The organism is Sphingomonas sp. HMP6 (assembly GCF_013374095.1).
Taxonomy (GTDB): domain Bacteria; phylum Pseudomonadota; class Alphaproteobacteria; order Sphingomonadales; family Sphingomonadaceae; genus Sphingomonas.
Genome location: NZ_AP022672.1, coordinates 799,297 through 824,585, shown reverse-complemented (window position 1 = coordinate 824,585; position 25,289 = coordinate 799,297). Strand labels below are relative to the sequence as shown.

27 protein-coding genes and 1 tRNA gene are annotated in these 25,289 nt (G+C 63.9%); 10 read left to right on the top strand and 18 right to left on the bottom strand.

Going from position 1 to position 25,289, the window contains the following annotated elements; translation table 11 throughout:
- The first annotated feature begins 23 nt into the window (after positions 1-23).
- Entirely contained in the window at positions 24-575 is a 552-nt protein-coding gene (locus HMP06_RS04270) for a hypothetical protein (RefSeq protein ID WP_232089860.1), read from the top strand.
- Positions 572-2,299: a M1 family metallopeptidase gene (locus HMP06_RS04265; RefSeq protein WP_176495986.1), complete on the top strand. Its 1,728-nt coding sequence runs from the start codon at positions 572-574 to the stop codon at positions 2,297-2,299. The genes HMP06_RS04270 and HMP06_RS04265 overlap by 4 nt, the downstream gene beginning before the upstream one ends.
- A gap of 65 nt (positions 2,300-2,364) precedes the next feature.
- Here HMP06_RS04265 and HMP06_RS04260 read toward each other — a convergent pair whose 3' ends face one another.
- The 5 genes from HMP06_RS04260 to HMP06_RS04240 form a co-directional block, all read right to left on the bottom strand.
- Positions 2,365-3,015 (bottom strand): DUF4893 domain-containing protein, encoded by a 651-nt coding sequence (locus HMP06_RS04260; protein ID WP_176495985.1) that lies wholly within the window; start codon positions 3,013-3,015, stop codon positions 2,365-2,367.
- 118 nt (positions 3,016-3,133) lie between these two features.
- The gene (locus tag HMP06_RS04255; protein ID WP_176495984.1) at positions 3,134-3,721 is read right to left on the bottom strand and encodes a GNAT family N-acetyltransferase; all 588 of its coding nucleotides are present in this window, start codon (positions 3,719-3,721) and stop codon (positions 3,134-3,136) included.
- On the bottom strand, positions 3,718-4,986 hold the full coding sequence (gene clpX, locus HMP06_RS04250) for an ATP-dependent Clp protease ATP-binding subunit ClpX (RefSeq protein ID WP_176495983.1): 1,269 nt from the start codon (positions 4,984-4,986) through the stop codon (positions 3,718-3,720). The genes HMP06_RS04255 and clpX overlap by 4 nt, the downstream gene beginning before the upstream one ends.
- Positions 4,987-5,129: 143 nt before the next feature.
- Positions 5,130-5,804: an ATP-dependent Clp protease proteolytic subunit gene (locus HMP06_RS04245; RefSeq protein ID WP_176495982.1), complete on the bottom strand. Its 675-nt coding sequence runs from the start codon at positions 5,802-5,804 to the stop codon at positions 5,130-5,132.
- A 75-nt stretch (positions 5,805-5,879) separates the two neighbouring features.
- Positions 5,880-6,833, bottom strand: coding sequence for a glycosyltransferase family 2 protein (locus HMP06_RS04240; protein ID WP_176495981.1), 954 nt, complete (start codon positions 6,831-6,833; stop codon positions 5,880-5,882).
- 104 nt (positions 6,834-6,937) lie between these two features.
- Between HMP06_RS04240 and HMP06_RS04235 the strand changes: the two genes are divergently transcribed.
- Positions 6,938-7,531 (top strand): DUF4328 domain-containing protein, encoded by a 594-nt coding sequence (locus HMP06_RS04235; RefSeq protein ID WP_176495980.1) that lies wholly within the window; start codon positions 6,938-6,940, stop codon positions 7,529-7,531.
- Between the two features lie 54 nt (positions 7,532-7,585).
- Here HMP06_RS04235 and tig read toward each other — a convergent pair whose 3' ends face one another.
- Positions 7,586-9,226: a trigger factor gene (gene tig, locus HMP06_RS04230; protein ID WP_176495979.1), complete on the bottom strand. Its 1,641-nt coding sequence runs from the start codon at positions 9,224-9,226 to the stop codon at positions 7,586-7,588.
- A gap of 64 nt (positions 9,227-9,290) precedes the next feature.
- Positions 9,291-9,375, bottom strand: a tRNA-Leu gene (locus HMP06_RS04225).
- A gap of 132 nt (positions 9,376-9,507) precedes the next feature.
- Between HMP06_RS04225 and HMP06_RS04220 the strand changes: the two genes are divergently transcribed.
- Both HMP06_RS04220 and HMP06_RS04215 read left to right on the top strand, forming a co-directional pair.
- Positions 9,508-9,681 (top strand): hypothetical protein, encoded by a 174-nt coding sequence (locus HMP06_RS04220; RefSeq protein WP_176495978.1) that lies wholly within the window; start codon positions 9,508-9,510, stop codon positions 9,679-9,681.
- Positions 9,678-9,887: a hypothetical protein gene (locus tag HMP06_RS04215; protein ID WP_176495977.1), complete on the top strand. Its 210-nt coding sequence runs from the start codon at positions 9,678-9,680 to the stop codon at positions 9,885-9,887. Before HMP06_RS04220 ends, HMP06_RS04215 begins: the two co-directional genes overlap by 4 nt.
- 33 nt (positions 9,888-9,920) lie before the next feature.
- On the opposite strand, the gene HMP06_RS04210 is transcribed toward HMP06_RS04215, so the two are convergent.
- From HMP06_RS04210 to HMP06_RS04200, 3 genes are read right to left on the bottom strand one after another with little or no spacing between them, the layout of a single operon-like run.
- Entirely contained in the window at positions 9,921-10,529 is a 609-nt protein-coding gene (locus HMP06_RS04210; RefSeq protein ID WP_176495976.1) for a hypothetical protein, read from the bottom strand.
- An 11-nt stretch (positions 10,530-10,540) separates the two neighbouring features.
- Positions 10,541-11,743 (bottom strand): M48 family metallopeptidase, encoded by a 1,203-nt coding sequence (locus HMP06_RS04205; RefSeq protein ID WP_176495975.1) that lies wholly within the window; start codon positions 11,741-11,743, stop codon positions 10,541-10,543.
- Positions 11,743-12,330 carry a hypothetical protein gene (locus HMP06_RS04200; RefSeq protein ID WP_443026496.1) on the bottom strand — a complete coding sequence of 196 codons (588 nt, stop codon included), beginning with the start codon at positions 12,328-12,330 and terminating at the stop codon, positions 11,743-11,745. Before HMP06_RS04200 ends, HMP06_RS04205 begins: the two co-directional genes overlap by 1 nt.
- Before the next feature lie 206 nt (positions 12,331-12,536).
- Between HMP06_RS04200 and HMP06_RS04195 the strand changes: the two genes are divergently transcribed.
- Entirely contained in the window at positions 12,537-13,358 is an 822-nt protein-coding gene (locus HMP06_RS04195; protein ID WP_176495974.1) for an IS5 family transposase, read from the top strand.
- Between the two features lie 187 nt (positions 13,359-13,545).
- Here the strand turns inward: HMP06_RS04195 and gatB are convergent, their stop codons facing one another.
- The 6 genes from gatB to HMP06_RS04165 all read right to left on the bottom strand — a co-directional run bounded on the left by gatB (position 13,546) and on the right by HMP06_RS04165 (position 19,426).
- Positions 13,546-15,021: an Asp-tRNA(Asn)/Glu-tRNA(Gln) amidotransferase subunit GatB gene (gatB, locus tag HMP06_RS04190; RefSeq protein WP_176495973.1), complete on the bottom strand. Its 1,476-nt coding sequence runs from the start codon at positions 15,019-15,021 to the stop codon at positions 13,546-13,548.
- On the bottom strand, positions 15,018-15,431 hold the full coding sequence (locus tag HMP06_RS04185) for a type II toxin-antitoxin system VapC family toxin (RefSeq protein ID WP_176495972.1): 414 nt from the start codon (positions 15,429-15,431) through the stop codon (positions 15,018-15,020). Before HMP06_RS04185 ends, gatB begins: the two co-directional genes overlap by 4 nt.
- Positions 15,428-15,727: an AbrB/MazE/SpoVT family DNA-binding domain-containing protein gene (locus HMP06_RS04180; protein ID WP_232089859.1), complete on the bottom strand. Its 300-nt coding sequence runs from the start codon at positions 15,725-15,727 to the stop codon at positions 15,428-15,430. Before HMP06_RS04180 ends, HMP06_RS04185 begins: the two co-directional genes overlap by 4 nt.
- 47 nt (positions 15,728-15,774) lie before the next feature.
- Positions 15,775-17,259, bottom strand: a complete 1,485-nt coding sequence (gene gatA / locus HMP06_RS04175; RefSeq protein ID WP_176495971.1) for an Asp-tRNA(Asn)/Glu-tRNA(Gln) amidotransferase subunit GatA — start codon at positions 17,257-17,259, stop codon at positions 15,775-15,777.
- Positions 17,259-17,561 (bottom strand): Asp-tRNA(Asn)/Glu-tRNA(Gln) amidotransferase subunit GatC, encoded by a 303-nt coding sequence (gatC, locus tag HMP06_RS04170; protein ID WP_176495970.1) that lies wholly within the window; start codon positions 17,559-17,561, stop codon positions 17,259-17,261. Before gatC ends, gatA begins: the two co-directional genes overlap by 1 nt.
- A gap of 65 nt (positions 17,562-17,626) precedes the next feature.
- A complete protein-coding gene (locus HMP06_RS04165; protein ID WP_176495969.1) occupies positions 17,627-19,426 on the bottom strand; it encodes a DUF4153 domain-containing protein in 1,800 nt (599 codons plus the stop codon).
- 132 nt (positions 19,427-19,558) lie between these two features.
- Between HMP06_RS04165 and HMP06_RS04160 the strand changes: the two genes are divergently transcribed.
- Entirely contained in the window at positions 19,559-20,662 is a 1,104-nt protein-coding gene (locus HMP06_RS04160) for a DUF3089 domain-containing protein (RefSeq protein ID WP_176495968.1), read from the top strand.
- The gene (gene ruvX / locus HMP06_RS04155; protein ID WP_176495967.1) at positions 20,659-21,123 is read left to right on the top strand and encodes a Holliday junction resolvase RuvX; all 465 of its coding nucleotides are present in this window, start codon (positions 20,659-20,661) and stop codon (positions 21,121-21,123) included. Before HMP06_RS04160 ends, ruvX begins: the two co-directional genes overlap by 4 nt.
- Here the strand turns inward: ruvX and HMP06_RS04150 are convergent.
- Positions 21,120-21,533 carry a hemerythrin domain-containing protein gene (locus tag HMP06_RS04150; protein ID WP_232089858.1) on the bottom strand — a complete coding sequence of 138 codons (414 nt, stop codon included), beginning with the start codon at positions 21,531-21,533 and terminating at the stop codon, positions 21,120-21,122. The genes ruvX and HMP06_RS04150 overlap by 4 nt on opposite strands.
- Before the next feature lie 191 nt (positions 21,534-21,724).
- On the opposite strand from HMP06_RS04150, the gene HMP06_RS04145 reads away from it, so the two are divergent.
- Together HMP06_RS04145 and HMP06_RS04140 are read left to right on the top strand one after the other, a co-directional pair.
- On the top strand, positions 21,725-22,711 hold the full coding sequence (locus tag HMP06_RS04145) for an aspartate carbamoyltransferase catalytic subunit (protein WP_176495965.1): 987 nt from the start codon (positions 21,725-21,727) through the stop codon (positions 22,709-22,711).
- The gene (locus HMP06_RS04140) at positions 22,708-23,949 is read left to right on the top strand and encodes a dihydroorotase (protein WP_176495964.1); all 1,242 of its coding nucleotides are present in this window, start codon (positions 22,708-22,710) and stop codon (positions 23,947-23,949) included. The genes HMP06_RS04145 and HMP06_RS04140 overlap by 4 nt, the downstream gene beginning before the upstream one ends.
- On the opposite strand, the gene HMP06_RS04135 is transcribed toward HMP06_RS04140, so the two are convergent.
- Entirely contained in the window at positions 23,946-25,271 is a 1,326-nt protein-coding gene (locus HMP06_RS04135; protein WP_176495963.1) for a tetratricopeptide repeat protein, read from the bottom strand. The two genes, HMP06_RS04140 and HMP06_RS04135, sit on opposite strands and share 4 nt — an antisense overlap.
- Between the last annotated feature and the right edge of the window lie 18 nt (positions 25,272-25,289).

The window sequence follows — 25,289 nt, the reverse complement described above, 5'->3', positions numbered from 1 at the left end:
GAGGCGAGGCTAAGTTACGGCGCGTGCGGGCGATCTCCTGGACCGGCACGATGCGAATGCTGCTTGAGGGGGTACCGGTCGATCTCGCCGTGGAGGCGCGAATCGAGCCGTTCGCTCGCGCCCGGTTTGAGAGTTGGGTGCCAAGCGACGGGCGCAGCACGCGGCGTACGGTGATGATCGAACGCGACGGCGGGTTTGTCGTCCACGCCGGCGCGCAGACCGCGCTGTCGCCCGAACAGGCGCGTTTCCAGCGGCAGCAAGCAGGAACATATGCCTACCTCCTGCTGGCCCCCGCCTTTGTCAGCGCGGCGAGCGGTACGCGGCTCAACGCCAGCCGCGACGGCTACCCGCCGATCGTGCTCACACTGGCGCGCGACGGGCGGATTGCCGCCGCCGAGTATCGCATCGCATCGCCCGATCGGGACGGCATGGCGGTGCGACAACGGCTCGGATTTACAGGCACGGTCTCCTCGGGCGGCGTGCGCTTTCCGCGCGGCATGACCCTCGTTCAGGACGGACGGCTGGTGTCGCGGCTGACGATCACCGACTTCTCCGCGGAACTGGACCCGGCATGAGCCGCTACCCGATCGCTGCTGCGCTCGCCTGTGTCGCACTGACCGCGGCCAGCTTGCCCGAGAAAGGCAAACCGCCGCTTTCGGCGCAGACGCAGAAATCCGGCGGGCCGATCGACCCCGATCAGGCGCGCCTCCGCTTCGACGCGGCCGATCTGGCGTTCGACGTGCTGCCGGACACCGAAACATTGCGCGGCGTCGCCACGCTGTCCTTCACCGCGAAAGCGCCACTGGAGCGTCTGGTGGTCGATCTCGATCCCAATCTGCCGGTCGATGCGATCGCGATCGACGGCGCGGCGCTGCCCGCTTCAGCGTGGCGCAACCCCGAGGGCAAGCTGTCGATCACCCTGCCGCGCTCGATCGCAACGGGCGGCACGGTCACCGCACAAATCCGCTACGGCGGGCAACCGCATGTCGCGGTAAAGGCGCCGTGGGACGACGGTATGGTCTGGGCGAAGACACCGTCGGGCGAACCGTGGTTCGCGACGACCGCGGAGGCATCGGGCTGCGACCTGTTCTGGCCGTGCCTCGATTTTCCCACGGGCGAGCCGGGCGTGGTCACGCTGCACATCACTGTGCCCAAGGGGTTGAAGGCCCCGTCCAACGGCATCCTGCTGGGCGTCGATCCGCTGCCCGACGGACGCACAACCTGGAACTGGCGGGTGAAGCGGCCCAACACCTATGGCATCGCGCTGACGGTTGGCCCGTATGAGGAGATTTCGGGCAGCTACAAGAGCCGCTACGGCAACACGATTCCGCTGTTCTATTGGTATCTTCCCGGGGAAGCGGACAAGGCGCGCGCGCTGTTCGACGAATTCGCACCGACGCTTGATTTCTTCGAGGGCGAGATCGGCCCCTACCCCTTTGCCGACGAGAAGCTCGGCGTGGTGGAGACGCCGCACAAGGGCATGGAGCATCAGACGATCAACGCGTACGGCAATGGCTATGCCAAGGCGCCCGAGGGGTTCGACTGGCTGTTCCACCACGAATTCGCCCACGAATATTTCGGCAACCAGATGACCGTCGCCAATTGGGACGATTATTGGCTGCACGAGGGCTATGCCAGCTACATGCAGCCGCTCTACGGGCGCTGGCGCGAGGGGAACGCACGCTACGCGACGATGCTGGCTGATCAACGCAAGAGCATCGCCAACCTCCGCCCCGTCATCTCAGGGAAGCTCCGCAGCGAGGATGAGGTGTACGATCTCGCCAAGGGCGGGCCGGGGCAAGACATTTACTACAAGGGCTCGTGGATGCTCCACACGCTGCGCGGCCTGATCGGCGACCGTGCGTTCAAGGGCGTGACGCGGCTGGCGGTCTATGGCCGCAGCGATCCGCGGCCGGGGAATTTCGTGCCGCGATATACGTCCAGCGAAGAGTATGAGCGGATCGTCCGTCGTGTAACCGGCAAGGATTATGGCTGGTTCTTCGACGTCTATCTGCGGCAAGCGGCACTGCCTGACTTGATCGAGACCCGCACTCCGCGACGCCTGTCATTACGCTGGGATGCGCCCGGAGGGCGCGTATTCCCGATGCCCGTAGAAGTGCAGGTCGGCGGCCGAACCGTGCGCGTGCCGATGACCGGGGGAACCGGATCGCTGCCGATTCCGAAAGGCGCGCACGTCATAATAGATCCCGATGCAAGACTGCTACGGCGATCGGCTGCGATGGAAGCGTTTCAAGCCTGGCGTGATGCGCAGGCACGAACGACGAAGTCGGCGAACTGACCCATCAGTATGAGTTCAGTAATCCTACTCCTGTCGCGCGGGTGAAGTGGCTCGTGCGCGGAATTCTATGACCCCGGCACGCGCGGGGTCATCGGCACCAGCTCATAGATATCGACTGCCGCCCCGCCACCGGCGCGGGTCAACACCAGGCGCCAGCGGAATGGCGCGACCCGCTCGACTACGCCGACGACATCCTGCGCGGGATTGACGCTATACGCGGGCGCGCTCTTCATCCGCGCGCGGCGGAACGTGCCCAGGAAAATTTGGCGACGGTCGGTATCGGCGAACAGCCACCCGCCCGGCAGGATCGATCCGCTTTGCTTGGTCAGCGACAGGCTGCGTGCCGACCCATCGACCGTACAAAGATCGGGCTTGAAGGTGGCAAATCCGGCGCGGCCGCCAAGCCTGACCAGACGGCACGAATAAGGCCCGGGCGGCAAGGCGGGTAGATCGAGTGCCGCTGCCGGGTCGACCAGCGCCCCCTCCCGCTCGAGCTGCGCCTTTGCCCGCGCGGGAACGCTGGCGCGCGTCTTCGCCCACACGTCGGGCAGCGATTCGAGCCGCGCGCGGTCCGACGCCGTGATCGCGGCTTCCCACCCGGCCGGCTCAACCGGCTCCGCACGCACCAAGGCTTTCGAAGCCGGGTGCCGCGCCCCGGCCGCGCAGCCGGACAGCAGCAGTGCGACGGAGGCGAGCAAGATGGAGCCGTGCAGCATCGCGGAGAAATCCTTGATCAGGGATGGACTGATACGCGGCGGGTCGCGTTAAGATTTGGTAAATGCCAAAGGTTAACAGATCGTAAAGATCACAGCCTTCGCACTCTCGGTGCGACGGTCAGGCGCGAAGCAGCGACCAAAAGCGCGGGCCACCGCGTGGCACCTCCCACGTGTCGGTCACGGCGAAGCCGAGCGCCTGATACAACCCGAGATTCTTCGGGTTCGCAGTCTCAAGATAAGTTGGCAGCCCGCTCCCCGCGATGCGCGCCAGACCCGAGCGGATCGCCGCACCGCCAAGGCCCTTGCCCTGCGCCGCCGGGTCGCATCCGGCGATGTGGAGATACCAATGCGGTGTCGGCGGAAGATGCGCGTCGATCGCTTGAGACACCGCCAAGCCGCGGCCCAGCCCGAACCCAAAGGTGCGCAAGATCGGCCATGCCTGCGGCAGCAGCCCAAGGAGCCCGGTCTGGCTCTGGCCCGGCCCCCGCCACAAAGTCGCAGCCTCACCGGCTGGCGTAATCAACCGCATTCCGCCGAGCGCGTCACCATCGAACAACGTTGCGAACAGCCGGGGCAAGCGTTTCTCGCGCTTTACGGCGTCGGGAAACAGGTACGCGATCGCCGGATCATCGGAGAAGGCCCGTGCGAGGAGCGCGGCGATCCGGGCGCGGTCAGCGGTTCCCGCAACCCGGACGGCGTCGCTCACGCAGCCCCGGTGCCGGTCTTTTCCTTCTTGGCATAGACGCGGATCGGTTCCTTGCGGCCTTCGATCACATCCTTGTCGATCATCACTTCATCGACCGAGTCCATTCCCGGCAGATCGAACATCGTGTCGAGCAGGATGCCCTCCAGGATCGAGCGCAACCCGCGTGCACCGGTCTTACGGTCGATCGCCTTGCGCGCGACCTGCACGAGCGCGTCGTCGGTGAAGCCGAGCTTGACGTCCTCCATCTCGAACAGCTTCTGGTATTGCTTCACCAGTGCGTTCTTCGGCTCGGTCAGGATCGTGACCAGCGCGGGGATGTCGAGATCCTCGAGCGTCGCGATCACCGGCAGACGACCGACGAATTCGGGGATCAGGCCGAACTTCAGCAGATCCTCGGGCTCGACCGCCTTGAGCGTCTCGCCAGTACGGCGTTCCTCAGGAGATGCGACATAGGCCCCGAAGCCGATCGACTTGCCCTGAAGGCGGTCGCCGATGATCTTCTCAAGGCCGCTGAACGCGCCGCCACAGATAAACAGGATGTTGGTCGTATCGACCTGCAGGAACTCCTGCTGCGGATGCTTGCGGCCACCCTGTGGCGGAACACTCGCGGTGGTGCCTTCCATCAGCTTGAGCAATGCCTGCTGCACGCCTTCGCCCGACACGTCGCGCGTGATCGAAGGATTCTCGGCCTTGCGACTGATCTTGTCGATTTCGTCGATATAGACGATCCCACGCTGCGCCCGCTCGACGTTGTAATCAGACGCCTGCAGCAGCTTGAGAATGATGTTCTCGACATCCTCGCCGACATAGCCGGCTTCGGTCAGCGTGGTCGCATCGGCCATGGTGAACGGCACGTCGAGGATGCGGGCGAGCGTCTGCGCGAGGAGCGTCTTGCCGCAGCCGGTCGGGCCGACGAGCAGGATGTTCGACTTGGCGAGCTCGACGTCGGCGCCCTTTTGGCCGTGATTGAGGCGCTTATAGTGATTGTGCACCGCAACCGATAGCACGCGCTTGGCGCGCTTCTGGCCGATCACATAATCATCTAACACGTCGCAGATTTCCTGCGGCGTGGGCACGCCGCCGTCCTTCTTGGACACCAAGGCGGACTTGGTCTCCTCGCGGATGATGTCGTTGCACAGTTCGACGCATTCATCGCAGATGAACACCGTCGGTCCGGCAATGAGCTTGCGGACCTCATGCTGCGATTTCCCGCAGAAGGAGCAATACAGCGTGCTCTTCGAGTCGCCACCGCTGAGTTTCGTCATTCAAACCATCCTTGGCGCCACCTGCTGGCGCACATATGCGGAGCATCTATCCTAGACCGCCCCCGCGCGATCCGACAATGACCAAAATTGCCGTTCGAAATCGGCACCGGAGCGTAACCCTGCGCCCCGATGCCGAAAATGCCTCAGGCCGAGGTCAGCGCAGGCGGCGTGCTCGAATCGTCGGGCAGCGCTGGACGCTTGTCAAACACCTCGTCGACGATGCCGAAGGCCTTAGCTTCAGCAGCCTCAAGGAACGTGTCGCGGTCCATCGCGCGCTCGATCTCGTCCAGCGGCTTGCCGGTGTATTGCGCGTAAAGATCGTTCATGCGGTTCTTGATCCGCTGAATTTCCTTGGCCTGGATCTGGATATCCGACGCCATGCCCTGCGCACCGCCCGAGGGCTGATGGATCATGATCCGCGCATTGGTCAGCGCAACGCGCATCCCCGGCTCGCCGGCAGCCAGCAGAAACGAGCCCATCGATGCGGCCTGCCCCATGCATACCGTGCCGACGCGCGGACGAATGTATTGCATCGTGTCATGGATCGCCATGCCCGCCGTGACGACACCGCCCGGCGAGTTGATGTACATGAAGATGTCCTTCTTCGGATTTTCCGATTCCAGGAAGAGCAACTGCGCGCTGATGACCGAGGCCATATGGTCCTCGACCCCACCGGTCACGAAGATGATCCGCTCGCGCAGCAGTCGCGAATAGATGTCGAAGCTGCGCTCGCCGCGGTTGGATTGCTCGATGACGATGGGCACGAGACCGTCATTGATGGGTGCCAGAAAGTCGCCAGTGTCGAACGGATTGCGCATAATGAGCCTGTAAGTCCTAAATGCCCCAAAGGACGGGAACGCCGAATCCCTACATCGGCGCTGGCGGAAGCGAGTTCAAGCCCCAGCCGTATCGCCGCGCCGCTCTTCGCCGCCCGGCGCGCGGTGACCAAGATACGCGAGGCGGCGAACCTCGCGCCGGCCGCGCACCACCGTGTCGAGGATCAGCCCGGTAAAGACGTTCAGCGCGGAGAGGATCGTTAGCCCCGTTACCAACACTGCGGTCGGCAAGCGCGGCACGAGGTGGGTATTCATATAGGTGACGATCAGTGGGACCGCGAGCGCGAATGCCGCGACCAGCAACGCGCCAGCGATCACCCCGAAGAACAGCAAGGGCCGCTCGATCCGGTACAGCGTCACGATCGTCCGCGCGATGCGAAAGCCATCGCGATAGGTGCTCAATTTCGATTCGGACCCCTCCGGCCGCGCGAAATAGGGCGTCTCGATCTCGCCCACTGGCATCTTGAGTTCGAGCGCATGGACGCTGATTTCGGTCTCGATCTCGAAGCCCGATGACAGCACCGGAAAACTCTTCACGAAGCGCCGCGAAAAGACCCGGTATCCTGAGAAAATATCGGTGAAGCTGCGCCCGAACAATTGCGCGAGCAGCCCGGTCATCGCGCGGTTGCCGAGCACATGGCCGCGCCGATAGGCGGCGCTGACCTGCGTCACGCGGCTGCCGACAACCATATCGAGTTGTTCTTCGAGCAATCGCGCGACGAGTGCAGGCGCCGCGCTGGCATCGTAGGTCGCGTCACCATCGGCCATCACATAAATGTCGGCATCGACATCGGCGAACATGCGGCGCACGACATTGCCCTTGCCCTGCATCCGCTCGGTGCGCACCACCGCCCCCGCCGCCTGTGCGACCGCAACCGTGTCGTCGGCGCTGTTATTGTCGTAAACGTAGATCGTCGCATCCGGCAGCGCGGCGCGGAACCCCGCGACCGTCTGCGCGATCGCGGCGCTTTCGTTATAGCAGGGCAGCAGGACGGCAATGCGCGGTGTCATGCTGCCGCCATAAGCACGAATTGGTTACCGCTTCGACAGTTTTATGATTTGACGCTGGCGCGCACCTGCGAACAGGATGCGGGATATTCCGGGGGGAGTTTCACATGCCTGTTCGAAGTCTTCGATTCCTCACGGTGCTGTTAGTGGTCCTGGTCGTGCTTAATGCAGCCTTTGCGCCATTCGTAGCGCTGACGGTGACGCTGGTGCCGGAATGGTTCACGCTCCACGTCACACCCGTCGCCGCGATTGGCGATGCCTGCCTAATCGTCATACGAATTCTAACGATGATCGCCTTTGGGCGCTGGATCTATGTCGCGGGCAGCAATCTGGTCGTGGTTGGGACGGAAGACCTGGATTTTACACCAGGGGCACGCATCTGGTGGTTCGCTGTCCCGTTGGCGAACTGCTTCAAGCCGTATCAGGGCATGCGGGAATTGTGGAACGCCAGCCGCCGGAGTTGGCCGCACAACCAAGATCATCCGTTGCTCGCCGCCCGGTGGGCCTGTTGGCTGCTCGACGCAGGCGTCGGCTACGCGTCGCGAATTGCGGCAGAAAGCGCGGAAGCGGCCATACCCATGTTATATGCCAACGCTGTGGTTAGCACGGCACTCGCCGCTACCGCGATCGCAGTCGTTCTAGGCATTGCGCGCGGTCAAAGCGCGTTGGGGCAAGACGATCTGAGTACCGTCTTCGCCTGACCGGTCGACCACCCGGCCGCCCTCGCCATTGGGCGGGGCGGCGGGGCTGGACGCTTATTCGGCCTTCTTCGCCGCCGCCTTCTTGGCAGCAGGCTTCTTGGCGGGTGCCTCGGCAGCAGCTTCCTCGGTCGGTTCTGCTTCGGTCTTTGCCTTAGCCGGAGCCTTTTTGGTCGCAGCCTTCTTCACGGGCTCAGCCTCGACCAGCTCATCACCGGGTGCGGCCGGCTCGATGTCAGCCGCTTCCATCTCGTGCGCGTCGTCGGCCGAAGCCTTTGCAGCCTTCTTGGCAGCGGGCTTGGCCGCTGCCTTCTTCGCCTTGGGCTTGTGGTTTTCGTGATCGTGGCTGTGCGTGCCGGTCGAGAAGCCTTCTTCGCTCTCGATCGCGGCTTCCAGCTCTTCGCGCGTCACTTCGCGGTCGCTGATGTCGGCCTTGGCGAAGAGCCAGTCGACGACCTTGTCCTCATACAGCGGGGCGCGGAGCTGCGCTGCCGCCATTGGCTCCTGCTGAATGTACTGCATGAAGCGCTGACGATCTTCCGGGCCGTACTGCTGCGCAGCCTGCGCGATCAGGCGGTTCATTTCCTGGCTGGTGACTTCGACGCCGTTGGATTGGCCGATCTCGCTCAGCAGAAGCCCCAGGCGCACGCGGCGCTCGGCGATCTTGCGATAATCGTCGCGCTCGGCTTCCATTTCGGCGAGTGCGGCGGCGGGATCTTCCTCATGCGTCGCTTCGTGCTGAAGCTGCTGCCAGATCTGGTCGAATTCGGCCTCGACCATCGACGGCGGCACTTCAAAATCATGCCCCTCAGCGAGCTGGTCAAGCAGCTTGCGCTTCATGTGGGTGCGCGTGAGGCCGTTGAGCTCCTGCTCGATCTGACCCTTCAGCAGGCCGGTGAGCTGCTCGAGGCTTTCGAGGCCCAGCGACGTCGCGAGTTCGTCGTCGATCTTGGTTTCGCCCGCGGTCTTCACCGCAGTGATCTTCAGGTCGAAGGTCGCGGGCTTGCCGGCGAGTTCCTTGGCCTGATAGTCCTCCGGGAAGGTGACGTTGATCTGGCGCTCTTCACCGGTCTTCACGCCAACAACCTGATCCTCGAAACCGGGGATCAAGCGACCCGTGCCGAGCTCGACCGACATGTCGCTGCCGGTGCCGCCATCGAACGCGACATCGCCGACCTTGCCGACGAAATCCATCACGACCAGATCGCCGATCTTCGCCTTGTACGTCGCCTTGGCATCGTCCCAGCGCTTCTGCTGGTCGGCGAACTTCTTGAGCTGCTCGTTGACGGCGGCATCATCGGCCGCAACGCTCAGCCGTTCCAGCTTCAAACCGTCGATCGCCGGGGCAGGAACGTCGGGGAGCACTTCCAGCTCGACCTTCACGTCGGCATCCTTGCCGAGTTCATAGCCATCATCAAGGCTGACCGAGGGCTGCAGCGCGGGGCGCAGCTTCCGCTCTGCGATCAGGCTCTGAATGCCCTCCTGGATCGAGGTGTTGAGTGCGTCCTGCATCAACGCCTCTCCGTGCATCTTGCGCACGAGGTTGGCGGGCACCTTGCCCGGGCGGAAGCCAGGCATCTTGATCGTCGGCGCAACCCGCTTCAGTTCGGCATCAACGCGCGAATCGATATCCTTCGCGCTGATCTTCAGGGTGTAGGCGCGCTTCAGGCCTTCGTTCAACGTTTCGACAGTCTGCATTTCAGATCTCACGCCTTATTCGGGAATATTTAGTGCAGTCTCCAGCGCGGATAGCGCGAGAGACTGGTGCGGGCGAAGGGACTCGAACCCCCACATCTTGCGATGGCAGGACCTAAACCTGCTGCGTCTACCAGTTCCGCCACGCCCGCATCGGACACCGTCGGTGTGGGGGGCGTCTATACCAGCGATGCGCGGCGGGGCAAGCGGACTTACGCAAGGTGGCGATATCGCTTGCAACCGCGCGTGCTACCGTGCGTTTGATGCAGCAGAGGAGAGACGACATGGCAACCACCCCCCCGACCGAATTGCCCCCGATCCCGAGCGAGCCGGGCCAGCCCGATCCCGTCCCCACCGAATTGCCGAGCCCGACCCCCGACGTCGATTTTCCAGACCCCACGCCACAGGGTGACCCGAGCCAGCCGATGGACACCGGCATGACGGGCGATTTCGCGTGAGCGACCCCGATCCCCATCCCGACAGCCTGCCCGAGGCTGATCACGACGATCGCAGCGACATCGAACAGGCGGTCGAAGCCCGCAAGGATGCGGTCGAACGCGGTGAAGGTGGCGACGAGCCCGATGTTTTCGCATCCCCCGGCATGGCGGACGGCGTTGGCGGGACCGGCGGCGTGGTGAAGAACCAGGAGGGGGATGCGCAGTAGCCGATCGGTTTACCGCTGGCCTTTGTCGCTGCCTCAGCTTTGCGGCAGCCCGAGCTTAGCTGCAGCGACAATATTCCGGTATCCCGCCACATCTCGGTCGAAATAGAAAAGTTCCGGTGCCTCGAAGGATATAAGGTACAGCTTGCCGCTGATTATGGCACCCGACGCTTCGCCTTTACGGCGAACGTCCTCGCCTTTGAGCGAAAACGAATACATAAACCGAACACCCTTTTGACCAAGAAAAGTTGTGGGTTCGACCTGATCAATCTTCATCAATTGGGTGTCTAGCGCAATACTGTAGCTGTTTTCAAACAACGCAGGAATATCCGTTAGCAGCATCGTCGAAGAATATCGTGGCAGCGGCTTGAGTCGCTTGCTTACCTCGCGGAAGAGCGTCGAATTGCTCTCAATGCCGCCATAAAAGGTGAGATCATTCAGACCATCGCCGTCAATAGTCCACGTCTCCGACCGCCGCCCTGGGCGGGCACCCATTTTGTTCCATTCACGATCGGGAACCACGGTAAGCGGCGATTTTGCGACAGCGACCCCAGTCCCGGAAGTCACCAAGGTATTGCTTGCGAAGGCGGGGGTGGAAAACGCAAGTGCGATCATTAAAGGCGCATTGGAAAACTTCGGTTTCATCGGTCGCACTTTCATTGAACCAACATGGAAATCATCGCTCGGTCGGACGCGTCGGGCTTTAGCGACAGATAGCGCTTGAGCGCATCGACGCCCGCGGGGTCATGATTGCGCATTTGGGCAAGTCCGATGCCCCGATAGGCCTCAGCGAACGTCGCATTCCCCGAAAGCGCCTCGCGATAAAATCCGATCGCGGAAACAAGATCGCGCGGGTTACCGCGACCGCGATAGAGTTCTCCCCTCGCGTACAGCAGGTCAGGCGTCCATTGCGCCCCAGCCAGTTCGCCAAGGAGGAAGTCCGTGCCTTCGAAGTCGTTCAGTTTTAGCTGGTCATCCAGAAATTCGGGCCGCCACGCGGTCATGGCCGTCATAAAGCTGACCTGACCCTCGTCGCCTGCCTTGCCTGTCTCGCTTGCGATCGCTCGAAGGTACGTCGCCCGGTCGAGCGATGTCGGGTGAGTGGCAAAAAAAGCGACACGATCGTAGCGCGTACTTCGCTGTTTTCGGCCACGTGCGGTTGCGTCGGCTTCGTTCATCTGGCGATTCCAGAGGTCCGCGAAACAGTGCGGTTCGTAAGGCGACGCCTTCAGATACGCCATTGAAAGAAGGTCCGCTTGGCGCTCCTGCTCGCGACCGTTGGCATATAAGCCGCCGATCACCGCCGTTTGCACGGACTGTGCATTACGGATAACCGAGTAGGTATTGGCGCCGCCATAGGCATAAGCGCCGACCGCCGCGACGCCCACCCAAGCGACAATGTCACCCGCCGTACGACGCCGTTTGAACTGGGCCAATGAGTGCCGCAGTTCGAAATGGGCAAATTCATGCCCGAGGACAGCGGCAAGTTCCGCTTCGTTGCGGGATCGCAACAATAGCCCGCTGTGGATAACCATCATTCCGTTTGGCGCCATCGAAGCATTGAAGCTGGCATCGCGCACTACGTAAATTCGAACGGTTTCGCAGCGACTCGATCCCACCGTGCGGCAAACGACACCGCGAAGGTACGCCATGAGAGCCGGGTCATTTATGACGGCTTTCGAATCCCGCAGAGTGCGCTCGAACTCATCGAATTCCATCCACAAGCCACGCTCGTCGACGCCCTGGGGCTGATAGGCCGCCGTGTACGGTGGAAGCGTAGGGATCGGTTCGGCATGGGCACAGGTCGCAGCGGCGCCAACTAGACACGCGGCGGCGAACGACGCACTGGCCGCGCGCATTACTTCGCCGCCGGTTGCGGAGCCGTGCTTCCGGGAAAGTCCTCAAGCAATTGGCTAACCCGCTTCTGCGCGCCTTCGGGCGTTCGTACGTCGCCCCCCATTTGAAGATCAGCGTTCAGCCAAACCAGATCGCCAGTGCGAAGATCAACCAGACCTGCGAACCCCTTGTGATTCCCGGAAATTACCGAAACGCCGCCCATCGCCGCAAAGACTTGCAGCATCTTCCGCCCAGTTGATCCGTATTCATCGTCGTTCGTCAGAAAAAGCGCGTAATCGGCGCCGCTCCCTCCCGCAATCTCGGCTACGCCCGGACCCAGGGTCCATTCGAACGCGCCTTTACGCTTCTTCGTGGGCAAACGATTACCCGGAAAAAACTGATAGGTGATGACCGACTGCGCCAGTACGGCGAATAGAGCACGATAGTCCGCCATTACCTGAGCAGACTGGCCAACCGGCTCCTCAGCGACGATCACTTCGTTGCCCAATTTGGTCTGCGCAGCCGCGAGTGCGACACCGAGGTTATCTTTCGCTTGCGCGGTCCAATCGGCATTGGGTTCGAAAGATCCGCCAGTCGATTGAGCGCCCACTTTGATCGTCGGACGGACCAGCAGGATTTTTGCACTTCCCGCCTTGAGCGAGAACCCAGGCTTGATGCCCGATTTTTCCTGAGCGTGCGCCGATGTTACGCTTAGAGCCTGATCCGAAACTAAGTTGAGTGGTGTCAGCGGGTTAGCTTGACGGCCTACCCAATCGTTGATTCAGGGGTTTTGCGAAAAACTACCGGAGATCAACGATGTGGACCGACACCACTCGGGTACAATATGCCCGTGCAGAACTGGCTTTGCCAAGCGATTTGACCGATGGAGAATGGGCGGTGCTGGAGCCGCTTCTGCCGCCGCCCTCGCATGTGGGGCGTCCGCGCAAATGGCCACTGCGCAGGATTGTCGAGGCGATCCTCTATCTGCTGCGCGGCGGCTTGCCGTGGCGGATGTTGCCGCCGTGCTTTCCGCCGGTTTCGACGGTGCGGCGCTGGTTCTATCTGTGGCGCGACAACAAGCTTTGGTTGTCGCTCAATCATACGCTGCTGCTGATGGCACGCGAAGCGGTTGGCCGCGAGGCTTCGCCCAGCGCCGGCGTGATCGACAGCCAGAGTGTCAAAACCACGGAGAGCGGCGGCCCTCGGGGTTATGACGCGGGCAAGAAGGTCAAGGGCCGCAAGCGCCATATCCTCACCGATACCCAGGGCAATCTGGTCCACGCCGTGATCCACACCGCCGACATCCAGGATCGCGACGGCGCACCGCTGGTGCTGGCCGAGATCATCAGACGCTTCCCTTGGCTGCGTCATGTCTTTGCCGATGGCGGTTATGCAGGTGAGAAGCTCAGGGACGCCCTGCGCCGTCTCGGCAAATGGACCGTCGAGATCGTCAAGCGTTCCGATACCGCCAAGGGCTTCGTCGTCCTCCCGCGCCGCTGGGTCGTCGAGCGCACGCTGGCATGGCTCAGCCGAAACCGCCGCCTCGCCAAGGACTTCGAACAAACCATCGCTTCGGCCACCGCATGGCTGTTCATCGCCTCGATACAACTCTTCGCTCGTCGAATCGCAAGATCATGAAATTACATCGGATAATTATGAATCAGGCTCTTAGAACCAAGGCCAATCCGAAACAGACCGACGAAATGATTCCACGCATTTTTGGTGCCCCCCGGACGCGACATCGCCCCCGCGCTGCCTCTCGATGAACCTTAAGCAGGCCATCCCGACGTGGCAAGGCCCTTAAAAAACAGTCAACTTAGCGCGGTCACCCAAGCGCCTTCTTCAGCACATCATTCACCACGCCAGGATTGGCCTTCCCCCCCATCGCCTTCATCGTCTGCCCGACGAAGAAACCGAAGAGCTTGTCCTTGCCGCCGCGATAATCGGCGACCTTGTCCGCGTTCGCGGCCATCACATCGGCAATGACGCGTTCGATTTCGCCGGTGTCGCTGGTCTGCTTGAGGCCCTTTTCCTCGACGATCGTGGCCGCACCCTGCCCGGTCTCGAGCATGATTTCGAACACTTGCTTGGCAAGCGTGTTCGACAGCGTGCCATCCACAACCAGGCCGAGCAATTCGGCAGCCTGAGCCGGGCTGACGGGCGAGTTCTCGATGTCCCGCCCGGTGCGGTTGAGTGCGCCGAACAGTTCGGACGTCGTCCAATTGGCGGCGGCGACCGGCGCCGCGCCGGCCTCAAGCAGCGCATCGAACCACCGCGCCGCCTCGACCTCGGCCGTCATGACGGCAGCGGCATACGGTGTGATACCGAGCGCTTCGTAGCGCGCGCGCTTGGCATCGGGCAGTTCCGGCAGCGAGGCGCGGCATTCCTCCAGAAACGCTTCATCGAGTTCGAGCGGCAGCAGATCGGGGTCGGGGAAGTAGCGGTAATCATGCGCATCTTCCTTCGACCGCATCGACCGGGTCTCGTTGCGGTCGGGGTCGTAGAGCCGCGTTTCCTGGACGATCCGGCCACCGCTTTCGATCACTTCGACCTGCCGCTTGGCCTCCTGCTCGACCACCGCCATCACGAAGCGGACAGAATTGACGTTTTTGGTTTCGGTCCGCGTGCCGAGCGGATCGCCTGCCTTGCGCACGCTGACATTGACGTCGGCGCGCATCGAACCCTGGTCCATATTGCCGTCGCACGACCCGACATAGCGCAGGATCGACCGCAGCTTCGCCAGATACGCGCCTGCCTCGGCGGGGGATGTCAGATCGGGCTTGCTGACGATTTCCATCAGCGCCACGCCACAGCGGTTGAGATCGACATAAGAGCGCGTCGGATGCTGATCGTGCATCAGCTTGCCCGCATCCTGCTCGACATGGATGCGCTCGACGCCGATCCGTTTTCCGTGCGCATCGGGGTTCTTGTCGTCGATGCTGATATCGACATGCCCTTCCCCCACGATCGGGTGATAGAGCTGGCTGATCTGATAGCCCTGCGGCAGATCGGCGTAGAAGTAATTCTTGCGGTCGAAGCGCGACCAGCGGTTGATCTGCGCGTCGATCGCCATCCCGGTGCGCACCGCCTGACGGATGCACTCGCGGTTCGGCACCGGCAACATCCCCGGCATCGCGGCGTCGATCAGCGACACTTGCGTGTTCGGCTCCGCCCCAAATGTGGTGGCGGCCCCCGAGAACAGTTTGGCGTTGGAGGTGACCTGCGCATGGACTTCGAGGCCGACCACGACCTCCCAATCGCCGGTTTCGCCGCGGATGGTGTAGGTGGGGGCTTCGGTCATGGATGCGTCTCGGGGGTGATGAGGGTCAGGTCGGGGAAATAGGTTTTGTACAGACGAGGGTCTCGCGTGAGCAATGGAACCGCTAACGAAAGGGCGTGCGCGCCGATAAAAAAGTCCGGAAGCACGCGACGCTCCTCTCGGTTGCCCGCCGCCCGATACGCGCCGAACGAATTTCCCGCGCGGAAAGCAGCGTCGAGTTGCAACGGCAGCACCTCGACCGACATTGCGTTGAGTTTCGCGGTCAAGTTCTCAGGGGACTCATAGTCGCGCGCCAGTTCAGCCGCCACCACGACACTCGTCATCGCGCCGCCATCCGTTGCCGCCTGTGACAGCTTGGTCACCGACCAGTCGAACCAACACGAATCGCGCGTCAAGATATCGATGATGATGTTGGTATCGACAAAGGTCACAGCGGCTCGTGACGATAAGGCCTGATGAAATCCATATAGTCGTCAGTCGTCGCGAACCCGGTGTCGAGCGTCCCGGCAACAGATTCGATGTTCGCCCTTATCCGCGCCAAACGCTCGTCCGGGGTTTCCTGGCGCTCGGGCGGCAGGACGACAATCTGCCCCGCATCATTCTTGCCAACACGGACCGGCCCATTCGGTACGAGACCGACGCTGTCGCGCAAAGCCTTCGGAATGAGCACCTGCCCCTTGCTGGTCATGTTCATGTCGATAAAATCATTAGACGAATGCGCGTTCATTGCCATTCTCCGGTGTTACCCGCAGTAACACCTTGGTTCGAAAAAAGCTACCACCAAGCCTCCGCCCGCGCCGTAAAGCCCGCGCGTTCCTCCAGCGCCAGCCCCGCGTTCAGCACGCTCTGCTCGTCCAGCGCCTTGCCGATGATCTGCAGGCCGAGCGGCAATCCCTGCCCGTCCAGCCCGCCCGGCACGCTCATCGCCGGGAGCCCGGCAAGCGACGACGGCACGGTGAACACGTCGTTCAAATACATCGCGATCGGATCGGCCGACTTCTCACCGAGTGCGAAGGCGGCCGATGGCGCGGTCGGCGTCAACAGCACGTCGCACTTTGCCCAAGCCTGTTCGAAATCCCGCGCGATCAGCGTGCGGACCTTCGAAGCCTGTGTGAAGTATGCGTCGTAAAACCCTGCGGATAGGACATATGTCCCGATCATGATCCGGCGTTTCACTTCGTCGCCGAAACCGGCGGCACGCGTTGCCGCATACATGTCCTGCAAGCCCGCTCCCTCGGGCAAGTTGCGTAAGCCGTAGCGCACGCCATCATACCGCGCGAGGTTGGACGACGCTTCCGCAGGAGCAATGATGTAATAGGCCGGCAGCGCATATTTGGTGTGTGGGAGCGAAACCTCGACGATCTCGGCGCCAGCGTCTTTCAGCCAGTCGATCCCTTGCTGCCACAATGCCTCGATCTCGGGCGGCATGGCGTCGACCCGATATTCCTTGGGAATACCGACGCGTTTACCCTTGAGATTGCCCGACAATCCCGCTTCCCACTGCGGCACGGCGAGATCGAGCGAAGTCGCATCCTTCGCATCGAACCCGGCCATCGCCTCCAGCATGATCGCGCAATCGCGCACATCGCGCGCCATCGGACCGGCCTGGTCTAGCGAGGAGGCAAACGCAATCGTGCCCCAGCGCGAGCAGCGGCCATAGGTCGGCTTGATCCCGCTGATGCCGGTAAAGGCGGCAGGCTGGCGGATCGATCCGCCGGTATCGGTGCCGGTCGCCGCCGGGCACAGCCGCGCGGCAATTGCCGAGGAGCTTCCCCCCGAGGAGCCGCCGGGCGCAAGCGGCGCGTTGCCGCCGTCATTGCGCCGCCACGGCGAGATGACGTTGCCGAACGCGGAGGTCTCGTTGGACGATCCCATCGCGAACTGATCCATGTTCAGCTTGCCGAGCATCCCCGCGCCCGCCGCCCACAAATTGGCGGAGACGGTCGATTCATAGGGCGGCGTAAACGTCTCGAGGATCAAGCTCGCGGCGGTGGTCGGCACCCCCTTGGTGCAGAACAAATCCTTCATGCCGATCGGCACGCCCGCGAGCGGCTTCAACGTCTCGCCCGCCGCGCGCGCGGCATCGGCGGCATCGGCAGCGGCGAGCGCGTGATCCGGGGTTTCGACCAGAAACGCATTCAGCGCCTTGGCGTTCGAGACGTTGGCGATGAAGCCCTCGGCCACTTCGCGCGCGGAAAACGTGCCGTCGCGTACGCCGTCACGGATGGCGGCAACGCCGAGATCAGTAAGGTCGGTCATTATTCGATCACCTTCGGCACGGTGAAGAAGCCGTGTTCGCCCTGCGGGGCGTTTGCGAGCACCGCGTCGCGGATATTGCCGCCGGTCAGCGGATCGGCATTGACGACATCGTCGCGCAGCCGGAGATGGTTGGGGATCACCGCCATCATCGGCGCGACGTCGGTCGTATCGACCTCGCCCAATTGTTCGATCCAGCCCATGATGTTCTCGAGCTCCGGCGCAATCCGCGCGGCCTCTTCCTCGGTGATGGCGATCCGGGCTAGGCTCGCGATCTTGGTGACGGTTGCGATGGTGACTGACATGATGGCCTTTGGTTTGTCACGAGTGCGTGACGGGCGGCTAGCAGAGCGAGCGCCGCGCGCGCAACCTATTCGAACGGGTCACCGACGGGAACGCCGCCGATGAACATGCGACGCGCTGGCGCCATGCGGATTTCGACCCTGCCCGAGACAGCCCCGGCCTTGAGCGCGGCGCGCTGTGCTGCGGTCAGTGTGGGGTTCTGCTCCTCGACGACCCGCTCCCATCGGTCACCGACAAGCCGATAGCGCGACGGTCCGCAGCCTTCGAACGCTGGCATTTTGATTGAACCGCGCGCGTCGCCTTTCTCCACCGGATCGCGCGCGATGTTATCGATGCACGTTTGGGCGATCGCGATCGCCTCAGTGGCTCCGGTCGCGTAAAGCAACGTGCAGCGATCTTGCGCGGCGTTGCTGCACCCCTGCCAACCGGTAAGTTGTTTGACCAACGGACGCGGCACCGCGACCTGGGCGGGTAAGACCCGCAAGCGCTTCATCAGCGAGTCGGCATCGCGTTCCTCCTCATCAATCACGGCCACATCCCAGCGGGTCTCCTTCTTCGCCACGTCCCTCGCTCGCGTTGCCACCGCAGGGTTCTTGGAGCTCGCCAGGCGCCTCAGCGCAGCCTTCCCCGGATCGCCGAAATCGAACGCGAGCGCCGCCCAATCGAATTTGTCGGGCGCGATCTTGCCCGACTCCAGTCGCGCAACCTGATCCGCAGTCGAAAGCGCATTGAAGCTGAGAAGCGGCGTTGCGAGCACCAAAGCGATCACCACTACACCCAACGCCAGACGAATGTTGCCCGGCCGGACCAGCGTCGCCCAGCGCCCCCGCCCGCGTACCACGGCGAGCAGATACACGAGGCCGTAAGCGCTCGCCAAGGCGACGAAGACCACGGCCCAGAGCCGGTCGGGCGTCAGGCCATATTGGCTGACCCGAAGTCCTGTCGCATTCGCCGCCACCACGGCGAGCGGAAAGATCGCGACCGCCAGCGCCATCGCGCCATAGCGCAGCACCGGATTCGTCGCTTCCTCATCCTCGCCATTGCCGATCACCGCATTGGCGAGGATCAGCGCGCCAATGACGCAACTGAGCAAAATCGGCGTGGTCGATCGCGTGGCGTCCCACAAAGCGTTCAGCCCGGTGAAGGGCAAGGAGACGAGGAAAATCAGCAGCCCGACACCGAGCACCGGCGCGAGCACTGCCAACACCGCTGTCACCACGCGCTGGAGCAAGCGCACAACGTGATCACGTTCGCGCAGCAAGCCCAGCGCCGCGCCGAACCCGCCACCGAACAGCAGCGCGATGAACCAGCTCTCCCGCAGTAGGTCGCGCAGGAAATGCAGGCCGATCAGATCGAACAGCGCCGCCAGCAGCCAGGCAAGCGCGAACACAACGCCTACGAACAGCCAGCACGCGACCCACAGCACCACGTTGGTCCAGGCATGGCCGTGGACTTCGGCATAGGGAAAGCGCCACGCCCCCTCGTCGCGCGCGGTCTGAAACAGCGGCACGGCGATGGCGATGGCCAGGAACAGGCTGGCGGTGTGCCAGTCGCTCCACGCCCGCCATCCGCCGCCATTCCAATAGAAGATCAGTCCGGCGAGGGCACCGGCCACGGCCGCGAACACCGCCGCCCACGGCCAGCGGCTGCGCTCCATCCCGAAACCGAGTGCGCCCGCGGCTGTGCCAATCCCGGTCGCCAGCGCGATTCGCCACGCGGCGGGTTCGATATAGGGGAACGTGCCCGACTGGCCGCGGTCGAGCAGTTGCTGCACGGCCAGCGCGGCAAGTGCCCCGACAAGGGCCAGCAGCGGCGGGCGTAACCGCCAGCCGGCCCGCGCGGGTTGAAAGTCGTGCACTGCGCTCATCGGTCGTTACCCCTGCCCTCACTTGGCAACAACGCGCCCGCGAAGCCGATTGCAAGCGTCGCGATCCTGCTGCACGGAAATCACACCGCTGCTGCACCTCTTGTGCCGGCCGGCGGGGGAGATGACAGGTTCGTGGCGCGCAAATTCATCTATTTCGTGGCGGTGTTGATCGTGCTGACGATCGCGGGGGCGTTCGCGTATCGCATCTGGGGCAAGGAATTGCTCGCGCTGGCGACGGTGCCCACCGCGCAGTTCGAGACGCTGCCCGCGCAACGCGCTGAGGCATATCGCGATGCCAGGATGTGGCTCGCGCGGCCCGACAAGCCGGGCAATCCGGCGCTGTGGACACCCGCAGGGTACAAGGTAGGGGCTGCCCCGAAGGCGGCGGTGTTCTTCATTCACCCGACCTCGTTCCTCGCCCGCACGCACTGGAATGCGCCGCTCGACGACCCGGAGGCGAATGCCCGCGCGGAACTGTTCCTGCGGGCACAGGCAAGTGCGTTCAACGAGGTCGGTGCAATCTGGGCACCGCGCTATCGCCAGGCGGCTTTCGGCGCATTCCTCACCACCGATGGCAACGCCGCCAAGGCGCTCGACCTCGCCTATCGCGACGTCGCGGCGGCATTCGACGCGTTCGTGGCACAAGCGGGCGATCGGCCGATCATCCTGGCCGGTCACAGCCAGGGCGCGCTGCACCTGATCCGCTTGCTCCGCGAGAAGGTCGCCGGAACCCCGCTCGCGAAGCGTGTGGTCGCGGCCTATGTCGTCGGCTGGCCAGTGTCGCGGACGGTCGATCTGCCCGCGCTTGGGCTCGCCGAATGCAAGACCGCCGATCAAGCAGGCTGCCTGCTATCGTGGCAAAGCTTCGCCGAGCCGGCCGAGCCGTCGCTGGTGATCGATGCCTATGATGCCAGCAACGGCGTGGACGGCAAACCGCGCCGCGGCACGCCGATGGTCTGCACCAACCCACTGACCGGGACGCCGGATGCCGCTGCGCCCGCCAGCGCCAATCTCGGTACGCTGTTCCCCACCAAGGACCTCGCCAGCGCGACGATCGAGCCGAAGCGCGTGTCCGCACGCTGCGACGCACGCGGGCTGCTTTTGATCGGGGAGCCGCCCGAGGTGGGCAGCTATGTCCTGCCGGGCAACAATTACCACGTCTATGATTACAGCCTGTTCTGGGCGAACGTGCGGGCCGATGCCGCGCGGCGTCTGGCGGCGTTCGGTCGCAAATGATCACCACCGACCGCGCCGAATTCCGTGCTGCGCTGCCGGGCGGCGGGCGGCTGATCGGGCTCGACGTTGGCACCAAGACGATCGGCACTGCGCTCTGCGACGCGGGGTGGAGCTTCGCCTCCCCTGCCGTGCTGGTCCGCCGCACCAAGTTTCAGAAGGACAAGCTCGCGCTGGCCGAGCTGATCGCGGCGCAGCAGGTGAAGGGCATCGTCATCGGCCTGCCGCTCAACCTGAACGACGGCAGCGAAAGCCCACGCAGCCAATCGAGCCGCGCGTTCGCGCGCAACATGGCGGATCTCGGCTTGCCGATCTTCCTGCAGGACGAACGCTGGTCGACCGTCGCGGTCACGCGCACGCTGATCGAACAGGATGCCAGCCGCGCGAAACGCGCCGAACTGGTCGACAAGATGGCGGCTGCTTACATCTTGCAAGGTGCAATCGACGCGCTGGTGGCAGTTTAAGCCGCGGCCGAAGAGATAAGCGTGATCCGGGGATACAGATCGCGCTCCTCGCGCAGAATCCGGCGGCGTAGAGCGCGCATGATGGTCCGCGTTGCATCACCGAACCCGCGCCAATCCGCCTCGACGCGCTCGATCGGCCAACTCGATGCATAGGCGAGATACGTCTGTGCAAGTGCCCCCATCTCGATTTCAAACCGCAGTGCCAAGGCCCGCGTTTCTGGGAGAAGCTGAAGATAGGGGTACAGAACCTTATCTTCCTTCGCGAGGTGAACCATCAGGACATGGTTCAGCCGCCAGCGTAGCGCCGACAAAGTCTTGCCCGGCGCGGCGGCTTCAACCTCCTCGAGCAATTTCACCGCCAACGCTTCGAGTTCTGCGTGCTCTTTTGATAAAATTAGGCGATCCAGCACACTACACCCCCTCGCGGCCACCGTACATTGGTGAACCGACTCGGATCTTAGGCCGTTTTAATTGCTGAAATCTTAGCGACTTATGCATTCGGTGCCGAAACAATCGGGCTAGCGCCCCGGGCGTCCAACGCGACATCCGCCGGCCGGCCGATCTTGCCACCCGCCGCTCGTGGCATTAAGGCGCAGCTTCGATGCAGCCCTCCGATCACCGCCCCGCCTCGCTCATCCCGGGCCGCGCTGTTTTTCCGCATCGGCACCTCACCGGCATCGACGGATTGCAGCCGCACGAAATTCTGTTCCTGCTCGATGAAGCCGATGGCTGGGTCGCGGCGAACCGGACGCGGGCGATCGCCGACAAGCGGCTCGGCGGGCTGACCGTGATCAACGCCTTTTTCGAAAATTCGACGCGGACGCTGCTGTCGTTCGAGATCGCGGGCAAGCGGCTAGGAGCCGACGTCGTCAACATGCACGCCGCACAAAGTTCGGTGAAGAAAGGCGAAACGCTGATCGACACGGCTATGACGATCAACGCGATGCGCGCCGATGCGATCGTCATCAGGCACATGAGCTCGGGCGCGGTACGGCTGATCGCCGACAAGGTCGATTGCCCGGTTCTGAATGCCGGCGACGGGCAGCATGAACACCCGACCCAAGCCCTGCTCGACGCGCTCACGATCCGCCGTCGGCGTGGCCGGATCGAGGGGCAGCGCGTGGTGATCTGCGGCGATCTGCTGCACAGCCGCGTGGCGCGCTCGAACATCCTGGCGCTCACAGCACTCGCCGCCGAAGTTCGCGTCTGTGCGCCCGCCACGCTGATGCCAGCGGGTCTCGAGCGGATGGGTGTTACCCCCTTCACCGATTTCGACAAGGCGCTGGAGGGGGCCGACGTGGTCATGATGCTGCGTTTGCAGACCGAGCGGATGAGCGGTGGCTTCGTCCCCTCGAACCGCGAATTCCATTTGCGCTACGGGCTGACGCTCGCCCGACTGGAACGCGCCGCGCCCGATGCGCTGGTGATGCACCCCGGACCGATGAACCGCGGGGTCGAAATCGATTCGAACGTCGCGGATCACGCGCGTTCGGCGATTACCGAGCAAGTCGAAATGGGCGTCGCGGTGCGAATGGCGTGCCTCGACGTGCTGACGCGCCGGTCGCGCGGCGTGGCGGGCTGGGCATGAGCCGGATGCTGGCCTTGACCGACGCGACGTTGGTCTGCCCGGTGGCGGGCCAGTCGCACGGCGGCGTGCTGGTTGCGGACGACTGTATCGTCGCGACCGGCGTGATCGAAATTCCCGAAGGTGCCGAGGTGATCGCATGCAATGGCGCGCTGCTCGCGCCTGCCATCGTCGATCTCGGCGTGTTCGCGATCGACGTCCCCGCGTTCCATGCCGGCGGCATCGTCCGCGTCGGATTGATGCCCGATCAGTCACCCGTGCTTGACGATCCGGGCGTGGTACAGCGTGCCGCGCTGATCGGTCGCCCGGGGCTGTGGATCCACCCGATTGCCGCGGCAACGCGCGGACTGGCGGGCAAGGATCTCGCCGAAATGGCGATCAACCGCGATGCCGGCGCCCGCGCGATCGGCACCGGTGCCGGATGGATCGCCGATTCGGGGCTGATGCGCAAAGTGCTAGCGTATGCCGGGGACCTCGGGCTGACCGTCATCGCCCATGCCGAGGATGCCGGGATCACCGCAGGCGCCGTCGCGACCGCGGGCGAGACGGCAACGCGGATGGGCTTGCCATCGGCTCCAGCGGTCGCCGAGGCGCTCGCCGTCGCGCGCGACCTGATGCTGGCGGAGGAAACCGGCGCGGCCCTCCATATCCGCCAAGTCACGACGGCCGCTGGGTTTGATCTGGTCCGCGCGGCGAAACGGCGCGGCGTGCGGGTGACGTGCGGCATCACGCCCGCGCACCTTTTCCTATCCGACATCGCGATGAGCGACTTCCGCACCTTCGCGCATCTTTCGCCGCCGCTGCGCTCGGAAAGCGACCGCCAGGCCGCGGTCGCAGCACTGGCCGACGGGACAATCGACGTGCTCTGTTCTGGGCACGATCCGCGCGGGCCGGAGGAGAAGCGCTTGCCCTTCGCCGATTCGGCGTCGGGCATGGCCGGGGCGGAGACGCTGCTTGCGCTTGGGCTGGGACTGGTGCGCGACGAGACGATCGATCTGCAGCGGCTGTTCGCGTTGCTCGCGGCCCATCCGGCCAGGGTACTGGGCGTCGATGCGGGCACGCTAACGCGCGGCGCGCCCGCTGACCTGGTGCTGATCGATCACGACGCCCCGTGGCAAGTGAATGGCGAGCGTTTCCACGCCCGCGCCGGCAATACGCCCTTCGACGGGCTGCCGGTTCAGGGCAAGGTGCTACGCCTGTTTAAGGGCGGCACCGCTCTCCCCTTGCCGTCGCGGGTTTAGCGCGAGGCGAGTTCGCGGCCCTTGGCCCACATCGCGACCTGATCGCCCGCGCCTGCGCGAACGAAGCACGCCCCGCCCTTCGCGCGATAGGTCTGGCACAAGGCGACCGCATCAGGACGCGCGAACCCGCCGACCGACAGACGATAGAAGGTCTTGCCCGCGGCCGTGACGCTCATGCCCTGCGGTGTGTGCCCCCCGAACGCAGCATTGCGCCGCGTGACCCGGCCCCACGCATCGTGTGCGACACCGGCATTTTCATAAGCGCCGAGCTGGACGTAGAAATTCCCCTTTGCAGCCACGCGCGGCTGCACTGCGGCTGGCGCAACCTTAGCGAGCGCAACGCGCGCCACGACGGCCTTGCGCACGCCGCGCGCAGACACCGGGATCGCCTGGACGACCTCCTTGCGCTCGGCAAACACCACGCCGGCGATGCTCGGCCCGACCGGCGCCGCCTGCATTTCGGATACCGCGGCCACTTCGACCGGGGCAGCAGCCTCGACCTTGCCGGGCATATAAGTATCGATCGGCTCCGCCGCAGCCATCGCGGTCGTGGCGACTTGCGGCGTGTTCAGCGCCAGCGCAACCGGCCGGCCCGGATCCATCGACGGCGTCACACCAAGCAGGCTGGCGACCTGATCCGATGCCGATTTCGGCTGTGCAAAATTCGCCCATTCGAGAATGCGCTTGTCGGCATCGACCGGCGCGAGATCGACCCCAACCACCGTGCGCGCCTCACGCCAGCGCCCCGCCAGCGCGAGGCTCAGCGCGAAATTCTGCCGCAGCGTCGCATCGGCATCGGGGGCGCGTGCGGCAGTGGCGAGCAATTCGACCGCCGCCGCCGGATCCCCGGTCAGCGCGATCGCGAGGCCACGGTCGGCAACCGCAATCGTGTCGGCATGCGCGTCGAGCGTCTTTCGTGCTCCGGCCCAATCACCCGTCGCGATCTGCGCCAGCGCACAATCGAGCGCGGCCTTGCCATTGCCCGAATCGAGCGTCAGCGCATCGGCAAACGCGTCGCGCGCCGAGGCGAAGCGCCCGGCCTTGAGATAACTTTGACCCAGCGTCATGCGGTACGACACGACTTGTGGCTGATAGGCGACGGCGGCCTCGGCATGGCGGATTGCAGATCCGATCTGCCGTTGCGACAGCGCGATCTGCGCTGCCTTGGCTTCCCCTGCCCCCTTCTTTTCGCCGCGCGATTGCTCGCGTGCGCTGGCCGCGGCGATCGTCGAGGTGGCAACCGCACCGACCGTGCCGACGAGTGCGAGAACGGATAGGCCCAGCGTGAGGGGGCCGAAAGTGATGGCGGACCGGGTCTTCATCGTAGCTCTCCCCCAGGG

Coding starts and splice junctions, on each gene's coding strand:
- gatB (WP_176495973.1), bottom strand. CDS start 15,021: ATGACCGAAGCCCCCACCTACACCATCCGCGGCGAAACCGGCGATTGG.
- HMP06_RS04210 (WP_176495976.1), bottom strand. CDS start 10,529: ATGAAACCGAAGTTTTCCAATGCGCCTTTAATGATCGCACTTGCGTTT.
- HMP06_RS04195 (WP_176495974.1), top strand. CDS start 12,537: ATGTGGACCGACACCACTCGGGTACAATATGCCCGTGCAGAACTGGCT.
- HMP06_RS04235 (WP_176495980.1), top strand. CDS start 6,938: ATGCCTGTTCGAAGTCTTCGATTCCTCACGGTGCTGTTAGTGGTCCTG.
- HMP06_RS04220 (WP_176495978.1), top strand. CDS start 9,508: ATGGCAACCACCCCCCCGACCGAATTGCCCCCGATCCCGAGCGAGCCG.
- HMP06_RS04240 (WP_176495981.1), bottom strand. CDS start 6,833: ATGACACCGCGCATTGCCGTCCTGCTGCCCTGCTATAACGAAAGCGCC.
- ruvX (WP_176495967.1), top strand. CDS start 20,659: ATGATCACCACCGACCGCGCCGAATTCCGTGCTGCGCTGCCGGGCGGC.
- HMP06_RS04145 (WP_176495965.1), top strand. CDS start 21,725: ATGCAGCCCTCCGATCACCGCCCCGCCTCGCTCATCCCGGGCCGCGCT.
- HMP06_RS04265 (WP_176495986.1), top strand. CDS start 572: ATGAGCCGCTACCCGATCGCTGCTGCGCTCGCCTGTGTCGCACTGACC.
- clpX (WP_176495983.1), bottom strand. CDS start 4,986: ATGACGAAACTCAGCGGTGGCGACTCGAAGAGCACGCTGTATTGCTCC.
- HMP06_RS04260 (WP_176495985.1), bottom strand. CDS start 3,015: ATGCTGCACGGCTCCATCTTGCTCGCCTCCGTCGCACTGCTGCTGTCC.
- HMP06_RS04165 (WP_176495969.1), bottom strand. CDS start 19,426: ATGAGCGCAGTGCACGACTTTCAACCCGCGCGGGCCGGCTGGCGGTTA.
- HMP06_RS04205 (WP_176495975.1), bottom strand. CDS start 11,743: ATGCGCGCGGCCAGTGCGTCGTTCGCCGCCGCGTGTCTAGTTGGCGCC.
- gatC (WP_176495970.1), bottom strand. CDS start 17,561: ATGTCAGTCACCATCGCAACCGTCACCAAGATCGCGAGCCTAGCCCGG.
- HMP06_RS04245 (WP_176495982.1), bottom strand. CDS start 5,804: ATGCGCAATCCGTTCGACACTGGCGACTTTCTGGCACCCATCAATGAC.
- gatA (WP_176495971.1), bottom strand. CDS start 17,259: ATGACCGACCTTACTGATCTCGGCGTTGCCGCCATCCGTGACGGCGTA.
- HMP06_RS04180 (WP_232089859.1), bottom strand. CDS start 15,727: ATGAACGCGCATTCGTCTAATGATTTTATCGACATGAACATGACCAGC.
- HMP06_RS04135 (WP_176495963.1), bottom strand. CDS start 25,271: ATGAAGACCCGGTCCGCCATCACTTTCGGCCCCCTCACGCTGGGCCTA.
- tig (WP_176495979.1), bottom strand. CDS start 9,226: ATGCAGACTGTCGAAACGTTGAACGAAGGCCTGAAGCGCGCCTACACC.
- HMP06_RS04140 (WP_176495964.1), top strand. CDS start 22,708: ATGAGCCGGATGCTGGCCTTGACCGACGCGACGTTGGTCTGCCCGGTG.